Annotated in this window: 9 protein-coding genes; 3 read left to right on the top strand and 6 right to left on the bottom strand. The window is 61.2% G+C overall.

Annotated elements, in window-relative coordinates; translation table 11 throughout:
- Window positions 1–64 precede the first annotated feature (64 nt).
- From L901_RS19355 to L901_RS19375, 5 genes are all read right to left on the bottom strand, one after another.
- Window positions 65–322, bottom strand: coding sequence for a hypothetical protein (locus L901_RS19355; protein WP_059759644.1), 258 nt, complete (start codon window positions 320–322; stop codon window positions 65–67).
- 126 nt (window positions 323–448) lie between these two features.
- Window positions 449–1966, bottom strand: coding sequence for a tripartite tricarboxylate transporter permease (locus tag L901_RS19360; protein WP_020809148.1), 1518 nt, complete (start codon window positions 1964–1966; stop codon window positions 449–451).
- Between the two features lie 107 nt (window positions 1967–2073).
- Window positions 2074–2568 carry a tripartite tricarboxylate transporter TctB family protein gene (locus tag L901_RS19365; RefSeq protein ID WP_059759646.1) on the bottom strand — a complete coding sequence of 165 codons (495 nt, stop codon included), beginning with the start codon at window positions 2566–2568 and terminating at the stop codon, window positions 2074–2076.
- Window positions 2565–3509 carry a tripartite tricarboxylate transporter substrate binding protein gene (locus tag L901_RS19370; protein WP_035228016.1) on the bottom strand — a complete coding sequence of 315 codons (945 nt, stop codon included), beginning with the start codon at window positions 3507–3509 and terminating at the stop codon, window positions 2565–2567. Before L901_RS19370 ends, L901_RS19365 begins: the two co-directional genes overlap by 4 nt.
- 423 nt (window positions 3510–3932) lie before the next feature.
- Window positions 3933–5030: an ABC transporter substrate-binding protein gene (locus L901_RS19375; protein ID WP_371259722.1), complete on the bottom strand. Its 1098-nt coding sequence runs from the start codon at window positions 5028–5030 to the stop codon at window positions 3933–3935.
- A gap of 51 nt (window positions 5031–5081) precedes the next feature.
- On the opposite strand from L901_RS19375, the gene L901_RS19380 reads away from it, so the two are divergent.
- Genes L901_RS19380 through L901_RS19390 form a run of 3 tightly spaced genes read left to right on the top strand, consistent with a single transcriptional unit; the run spans window position 5082 to window position 7733 of the window.
- The gene (locus L901_RS19380) at window positions 5082–5762 is read left to right on the top strand and encodes a response regulator transcription factor (RefSeq protein WP_010972345.1); all 681 of its coding nucleotides are present in this window, start codon (window positions 5082–5084) and stop codon (window positions 5760–5762) included.
- Complete coding sequence (locus L901_RS19385; RefSeq protein WP_059759648.1) at window positions 5759–7144, top strand: sensor histidine kinase; 1386 nt, start codon at window positions 5759–5761, stop codon at window positions 7142–7144. Before L901_RS19380 ends, L901_RS19385 begins: the two co-directional genes overlap by 4 nt.
- 22 nt (window positions 7145–7166) lie before the next feature.
- Entirely contained in the window at window positions 7167–7733 is a 567-nt protein-coding gene (locus tag L901_RS19390; RefSeq protein WP_197419713.1) for a hypothetical protein, read from the top strand.
- 225 nt (window positions 7734–7958) lie between these two features.
- Here the strand turns inward: L901_RS19390 and L901_RS19395 are convergent.
- A partial coding sequence (locus L901_RS19395; protein ID WP_156430054.1) for a formyltetrahydrofolate deformylase occupies window positions 7959–8387 on the bottom strand: 429 nt, incomplete at its 5' end.

Raw genomic sequence — 8387 nt, forward strand, 5'->3', positions numbered from 1 at the left:
AATACGTCCACACAAGTCCGGCATGACGGGGTCTCAATAGCAGCAACAGGCAAGCAGGTTTCCCTCAATCCGGCGGCCAGTCGCCGATGATTTCGCGCCTCTCCAGTTTCAGCGACCGGTCCGGTTGCACGCGGTAGGTTTCGATCGCCAGCCGCCCGTCGCCCATCACGAATTCATTGCTGAGCGTACTGCCGATGGGGGACTTGGTCAGTTTGGTGCGCGGCTGTCCGCCATAGGTGATGCTGCCGGGAATGGGCTCGACATCGGGGGCGGTGGTGCAGCCGGCAAGCGCCAGAACCATCATGATCGCAATCGTGCGCATGTCTTTCTCCTGCGGTTGGCGCAATTCTATCATGGGCGTGCGTGCATCACACATCCCGTTGGCGTGAATAAAAAAGGCCCCGTATCCGGAGATACGGGGCCAGTTGCCTTGGGAGGTTCTTGGTTCTCAGTCCTCGTTGGCGGCAAGCTGCGTCAGCACCTCGCCACGGCCGCGGATACGCATGATGAGCGGGATGATGAAGGCGGCGGCTGCCACGATGAAGAGACCAACGGCGATCGGCGAGGTGAACAGCACCGTCGGATCGCCCTGACCGATGGCGAGCGCGCGGCGCAGCTGCTGTTCGGCGAGCGGACCGAGGATGAGGCCGACGACCGCAGGCGCAATCGGATAACCGAAGATGCGCATGATATAGCCGAGGATACCGAAGGCGAGCAGCATGCCGAGTTCGAAGACCGACGGGTTGGCGCCGATGGTGCCGAGCGTCGCAAACAGCAGGATGCCCGCATAAAGCCATGGCTTCGGAATGGTCAGCAGCTTCACCCAGAGACCGACGAGCGGCAGGTTCAGAACCAGCAGCATCAGGTTGGCGATGAACAGGCTGGCGATCAGGCCCCAGACGAGCTGCGGATTGGTTGCAAACAGCAGCGGGCCGGGCTGCAAGCCATATTGCTGGAAGCCGGCGAGCATGATGGCGGCGGTCGCCGTCGTCGGCAGGCCGAGCGTCAGCAGTGGCACCAGCGTGCCGGCGGCGGACGCATTGTTGGCGGCTTCCGGACCGGCGACGCCTTCGATGGCGCCATGGCCGAATTCTTCCGGATATTTGGTCAGCTTCTTTTCGGTGGCGTAGGACAGGAAGGTGCCGATTTCAGCGCCGCCCGCCGGCATGGCGCCGATGGGGAAGCCGATCAGCGTGCCGCGCAGCCAGGCTTTCCAGGAGCGTGCCCAGTCCTGCGCGCTCATCCAGACGGAGCCTTTCACGGCTTCGACCTTGTCCGGGCCGGTGCTGCCCTGGGCGACGATGAACAGCGTTTCGCCGATGGCGAACATGGCCACCGCAAGCGTCGTCACTTCCACACCGTCGAGCAGGTCGGGAATGCCGAAGCTCATGCGGGTCTGGCCGGTCAGCTGGTCGATGCCGACGATGGCAAGGGCAAAGCCGATGAACAGCGAGGTAAGGCCGCGCAGTGCCGAATCCCCGAAGGCGGAGGAAACGGTGACGAAGGCGAGCACCATCAGCGCGAAATATTCACGCGGGCCGAAGACCAGCGCCAGCTTGACGATATAGGGCGCGATGAAGGCGAGCGCGATGGTGGCGATGAGGCCGGCGACGAAGGAGCCGATGGCGGCGGTGGCCAGCGCCGGGCCGCCTCTGCCCTTGCGGGCCATCTTGTTGCCTTCGAGCGCTGTGACGATCGAGGCGCTTTCGCCCGGCGTGTTGAGCAGGATCGAAGTGGTCGAGCCGCCATACATGCCGCCATAATAGATGCCGGCGAACATGATCAGCGAACCGGCGGGATCGAGCCTGTAGGTGACGGGCAGAAGCAGCGCCACGGTCAGCGCAGGGCCGATGCCGGGCAGAACGCCGACGGCGGTGCCGAGCGTGACGCCGATCAGCGCATAGAGCAGGTTCATGGGTTGGGCGGCAACCTCAAGACCGTGCAGCAGGAATTCAAAGGTACTCATGGACAGATGTCCCCCAAGTGGACCCGATGGGCGGGCGGAACGGCTGGCGTATGCGTCATCGCGCGCCTGCGGTTTCCTGTGATCTCGAATTTTGGTCGGAATGGCTGTTAGAACAACAGCCGTTCCAGAGGCCCGGCGGGCAGCGAAAGCTGCAGCAGCCGCGCGAAGATGAACCAGATGAAGAAGCTCAGGGCGATGCCGATGGGGATCGAATACCAGAGCTTGCGTTTGCCGAAGGCGCGCGCCGTGAAGGCGAAGAGCAGGCCGGTGGCGATGGAGAAACCGGCAATGTTCAGCAGCAGCATCTGTGCGGCAAGGCCGGCGACGACCCAGATAACCGGGGCGATTTCCTGTTTGTCGCGTTCGGGAAAATCACCGCGCCAGGCTTCGATGGCTGTCCACAGCGCCAGGCCGATAAGACAGAAGCCGATAGCGTAAGGCACCGTTGCCGGGCCGACTGGCGAATAACCGGTGACGCTGGCGAGACGCGCGCTGTCCCAGAAGATCACGCAGGCGATGATGACGAGGAAGATGGCGATCGCCAGCGCCGCCCAGTCAGGGCGGCGCTTTTGATGCTGCGAAGGGTTGGAACCCTGGCTCATTTTACCAGTCCGATGTCTTTGAGGATGGCGGCGGTGGCGTCGGTATCCTTGGCGAGCTGCGCCTTGAATTCGTCACCGGCGAGATAGGTGTCCATCCAGCTCTTGGTCTTCAGGGTTTCCTGCCACTTGGCGGACTTCACCAGCTTTTCGATGTCGGCATTGACGGCCTTTTCCTGCTCCGGCGTCAGGCCGGGAGGAGCAGCAACCATGCGCCAGTTCTGGACGACGACATCAAGGCCGCTTTCCTTCAGCGTCGGCGCATCGACGCCTTCCAGCTTCTCTTCGCTGGAAACCGCGAGCAGGCGCAGCGTGCCGGCCTTTACCTGGCTTTCGAATTCGCCGTAGCTCGAAATACCGGCAGTCACCTGCGAGCCGAGGATCGAGGCAAGCGCTTCGCCGCCGCCGGAATAGGCGATGTAGTTGATCTTGGTCGGATCGACGCCGGCCGCCTTGGCGATCAGGCCAACGGCGATATGGTCGGTGCCGCCAGCAGAGCCGCCGCCCCAGGAAACGCTGCCCGGGTCCTTCTTGAGCTGGTCGACGAGGTCGCCGATGGTCTTCAGCGGCGAGGATGCCGGAACGACGATGGCTTCATATTCGCCGGTCAGACGGGCGATCGGCGTTACTTCCTTAAGCGTGACGGGCGCGTTGTTGGTGAGGATCGCGCCGACCATCACGTAACCGCCGACGATGAGGGCGTTCGGGTTGCCCTTCTGCTGGCTGGCGAATTGTGCAAGACCGATGGTGCCGCCGGCGCCCGGTACGTTCTGCACCTGAACGCTCTTGGAAATGCCTTCTTCCTGCAGCACGCTCTGCAGGGAACGCGCGGTCTGGTCCCAGCCGCCGCCGGGATTGGCCGGCGCGATGATGGTGTAATCCGCTGCAACCGCCGGAAGAGCGATCACGCCTGCCAGAAATGTGCCGATAAGAAAATGCTTCACTTGGAAAACCCTCCTCAGGATGCCCTTTTGGGCGTCGTTTTTCGTTTATGCGGGGGGCTTTAGGGCGCATCTATCCGGCGCTGCAATCACAGCGCGGGGCCTTGGCGATCGTCCCAGATTTCCTCCCGCATCTTCTTCCGCCTCCACGGAATGAAGAAGGATTACAGAGCATCACAAAAAGCTGTCATCTAACTGACGCTACGCAAGTCCTTGCGCATTTACTCTCTATTAATTTGTGTCGGGCGTCTACTGTGGCGTGTGGGATGGCCTTGTTTTGCGCCTTTGAAGCTTGGTCCACACCCTCATTCCTGTGCTTGTCACAGGAATCCAGCCGACGCGCGTCTGCGCGGCGGAAAGAGCTTTTTCAGCCCAAGGACTTGGGCTGGCTAGATTCCTGTGACGAGCACAGGAATGAGGGGGAACCTATTGCGACCGCAACGCCTCGTTCCAGCGCTCGATCAGGCGGCTGCGTTTGACCTGATCCAGATAGACCATCAGGCCGGGGCTGACCGGGACCGGGCGCAGTTGCGCACCGTGGATGGCCTGCATGGTGTTGGCAGTGTTTTCGCCCGCCACTTCCGGGCTGACGGCGGGGATCTGCAACTGCCGGGCCATGATCGTCTGGCCCTCCTTCGACATGAAGAATTCCAGATAACGGCGGCCGAGCGCCGGGTTGGCGGCGGCTTCCGGCACCAGACCGATGCGCGACATGACGACGGTATAGTCTTTCGGCAGCACGATGCCGACATCGGGGTGGCGCGAGGCCCAGTCTGCGGCGTAGGAGCCGAGAATATTGTAGCCCAGCACGAAACGGCCGTCGGAAACGCGTTCCAGAATGGCCGAGGAGGTGGAATAGACCTTCACGCCCGCCGCGCCCATGGCCTTGATGACGCTCCATATATCGCCGAACTGTTCCTGATCCCGCGACATGAACAGGAAGCCGACGCCTGAGCGCTCGATGTCATAGGTGGCGATGCGGCCATGCACCTCTTTGGCGTGGCGTTCCAGATAATCGACGAATTCGGCGCGGGTGGCGGGCGGTTTTTCGGTGGTGAAGCTCGGCTTGTGATAGACGAAAACCGCAGGCTCAAAGGTCAGCGCGTAGGCGGTGTTGCGCCAATTGGCCCAGGCGGGCCAGCGGGCGCTCATGGCAAGGTCCGAGCGCTGGGCGTAACCGTCATTGCTCAGCTTCACCTGCAAATCCATGGCGGAAGAGAAGGCGAAATCGGCGGTCTTTTTCCCCGCATCGGTTTCTTTCACGATGCGGTCGTAGATTTCGCCGGTCAGCATATCCTCGTAGTGGACGGCGATATCGGGATTGGCCTTCTGGAAACCCTCGATCATCGGCGTCGCCAGCGGCTCATCCAGCGAGGAATAGACCACCAGCGTTTCCGCATCCGCCTTGCCTGATGGGGCGGGAAAAATGGCGACCTGCGCAAGCGCGGGCGAGGCCATGCAAAAACAGAGGCAGAGAAAAAGGCAGATACGCATGGAAAAGATCATGCCGCACGCGCTTGCCATTCACAAGCGGCAAGGGCTTGGTTAAATTCGGCGGATTGCGGGAGGGAAGATTTGCGTATTTTGCTGGTCGAGGACAATCAGGTGCTGTCGGAAGGGCTTTCCGCACTCCTGCGCGGCAGCGGTTATGCGGTGGACGTGGTTTCCGATGGCGCTTCCGCCGATGCGGCGATTGCGGCGGAAAGTTTCGACCTCGTCATTCTCGATCTCAACCTGCCGGAAATGGATGGCATCGAGGTGCTGCGCTCCATGCGTTCGCGCCAGGACAAGGCGGCGGTGCTGATCCTGACGGCGCGCGGCACGCCGGAGGAAAAGGTCAAGGGGCTCGATCTCGGCGCCGACGACTACATGATCAAGCCGTTCGATATCACGGAATTCGAGGCACGGGTGCGGGTGCTGTTGCGCCGTAATGCCGGCCTGCGTTCCTCCGCCCTCAGTTTCGGCAAGGTGCTGTTCGACCTTACATCGCGCACCTTTTCCGCAGATGGACGTCCGCTCGATATTCCGGCGCGTGAAGTTGCGCTGCTCGAAGTGCTGTTCATGCGGGCGGGCAAGGTTGTCGCCAAGGAAGCGATCGTGCAGTCGCTGACCGGCTTCGACGACGATATTTCCGCCAATGCCATCGAGCAATATGTCAGCCGTCTGCGCAAACGGCTCGCTCCCCACGGGCTGACGGTCAAGACCGCGCGCGGCATCGGTTATTATCTCGAAAAGCTGCCGGAGATGGCTGAATGAGACAGGCCGCCTATTCGCTCAGGCGGCGACTTTTAGGCTGGCTTCTCATTTCCACCGCCATTATCGGCTGCGTTGCGCTGACCGATACATGGCGTGAGGCGGTCAATACCGCCAATGTCGTTTCAGACCGGGTGCTTTCCGGTTCCGCACTTGCCATCGCCGAGCGGGTGGTGGTTGCAGAAGACGGCTCGCTGGAAGTTGACATTCCCTATGTGGCGCTGGAAATGCTGACATCGGCCGCACAGGACCGGGTGTTTTACCGTGTCGACGGGCCGAACGGGCAATTCCTCACCGGTTACCAGAACCTGCCGACGGTGGAAAACCCGGCGGGTGATACCCCCGCCTATCGCGATGCCGTGTTCCGCGATGAACCGATCCGCATCGCCGCCATCCGCCGTTTCGCTTCCACCGGCATCAATTCCGTGCCTTTTTCCGTAACGGTTGCCGAAACCACCATTGCCCGCAGCCAGCTGGCGCAGGCGATCATCCTGCGCTCTGCGCTACGCCTGCTGTTGATGATCGTGGGGGCGGCGATCATCGTTTGGATCGCGGTGACCATTTCGCTCAGACCGCTTTACCGACTCAGCGAAGCCATTGCCGAGCGCAGCCCGAACGACCTGCACCCCATCCGCCAATCCGTGCCGGTGGAGGTGGAAAACCTGGTGGAGACCGTCAATTCCTTCATGGTGCGGCTGCAATCGGCGCTCGATGCGCTCCGGCATTTCACCGGCAATGCCAGCCACCAGCTGCGCACGCCGCTCGCCATCATCAGCACCCAGCTTGCGCTTTCAGCCCGTGCGGGAAGTTTAGAGGAAGCGCAGGCGGCGGCGCTGAAGGGCGGGGCGTCCGTGGCCCATGCCGAACATATCCTCGCCCAGCTGCTGCGCATGGCCAATATCGATGCCGCCGGTTCGAGCGAAAAGCATGATTTTTCCGTGATCGATCTCGTGGCCGTTGCGCAGAATGTCACGGCCGATTTCGTGCCGCGTGCGGCGGAAGCCGGCATCGATCTCGGTTTCGAAGGCGAGGGCGAGGTCGCCATTGCCGCCGAGCCGCTCCTGATCGGCGAACTGATCGGCAATCTCGTTTCCAATGCCATCAACTACGCCGGGCGCGGTGCGGAAGTCACCGTGCGCGTCGGCAGGCAAGCGGGCGCCGTCTGGCTGGAAGTGGAAGATAACGGCTCCGGCATACCCCCGGAAAAACGCGCCATGGTGCGCCAGCGCTTCGCCCGCGGCGAAGCCAACGCCGCCCCCGGCGCCGGCCTCGGCCTTGCCATCATCGAAGAGATCGCCGGGCTGTTCGGCGGGCGGCTGACGCTGGAGGATGGCGCGGAGGGGCGTGGGCTGAGGGCGCGGGTAGTGTTTGGTGGCGTGGAATAGTTTTCGATAGAGGGACATGAAGATGTCGATGGAAAAGTCACTCGAAGTTTTAAACGCCATGATCGATGATGGCATTATTGAAACCTATGTCATTGCCGGGGCGGTTGCGGCTCTTTTGTATATTGAGCCGACCGTCACCGAAGACCTGGATATTTTGATAACTTTTTCATCCTCATCCCCTGGCGGACTTGTGACGCTGGGTGAAATTGTTCCCTACCTGAAAGCGCGCGGCTATGACCAATGGGAAAAGGAAGGCCTGCTGATCGAAGGCTGGCCTGTTCAGTTTCTTCCTGCTTCCGATGCGCTGGATGTGGAGGCATTGCAGCAAGCGGAAGAGATTGCCGAAGATTTCGGCTCGGGTCGCCAGATCACGACCCGTGTCCTTTCCGCCCATCATTTGGTAGCGATTGCCATCCGTACCGGAAGATACAAGGATCATGCACGGGTGATTGCATTTCTCGACGCGAATGCCGTAAACATCGAGCTTCTACGCGATGTCGTGAAACGCCACGGGCTCGACGGTAAATGGCGGGAATTTCTTGCGAAAACTGGACATGCCGATGTGTTGGATTTAAATTCCAATCCATGAGCAATCCGTCCAACTTCACGCTGAATGAGATTCTGGCACGCAAAGCAGAGGCTCGGCGTGTTCGAGCCAATTTGTCTTTTGCCGAGAAGATTAGAATCGTCGAAAAAATGCGTGAGCGGCTCGCTCCATTCAAAGCCGTTCGCGATAAGAACAAGGCCGGTGCCGCATCGCAAGAGACGGTGCGACGATAGCAGCCGTCAGACAATCGGGCTTACTGGCGACTTTTCACCCCATCCGCTCGGAAGCATAACTTCCCGGGCTTGGCGGGAAGACGACGGTGCGGTTGCCGTTGATGAAGGTGCGGTGGTGGATATGGGCGTGGATGGCCCGGGCCAGCACCTGGCTTTCCACATCGCGGCCGAGCGAGACATAATCGTCGGCGCTCTGGGCGTGGGTGATGCGCACCGTGTCCTGTTCGATGATCGGGCCTTCGTCGAGATCGGCGGTGACATAATGGGCCGTGGCACCGATCAGCTTCACGCCGCGCTCATAGGCCTGCTTGTAGGGGTTGGCGCCCTTGAAGGAGGGCAGGAAGGAGTGGTGGATGTTGATGATTTTGCCGGACATCTTGCGGCACATGTCGTCGGACAGAACCTGCATGTAACGCGCCAGTACGACGAGTTCTGTGCCGCTGGTCTCGATCAGGTCCATCAG

Source organism: Agrobacterium sp. D14, assembly GCF_001526505.1.
Taxonomy (GTDB): Bacteria; Pseudomonadota; Alphaproteobacteria; order Rhizobiales; family Rhizobiaceae; genus Agrobacterium; species Agrobacterium leguminum.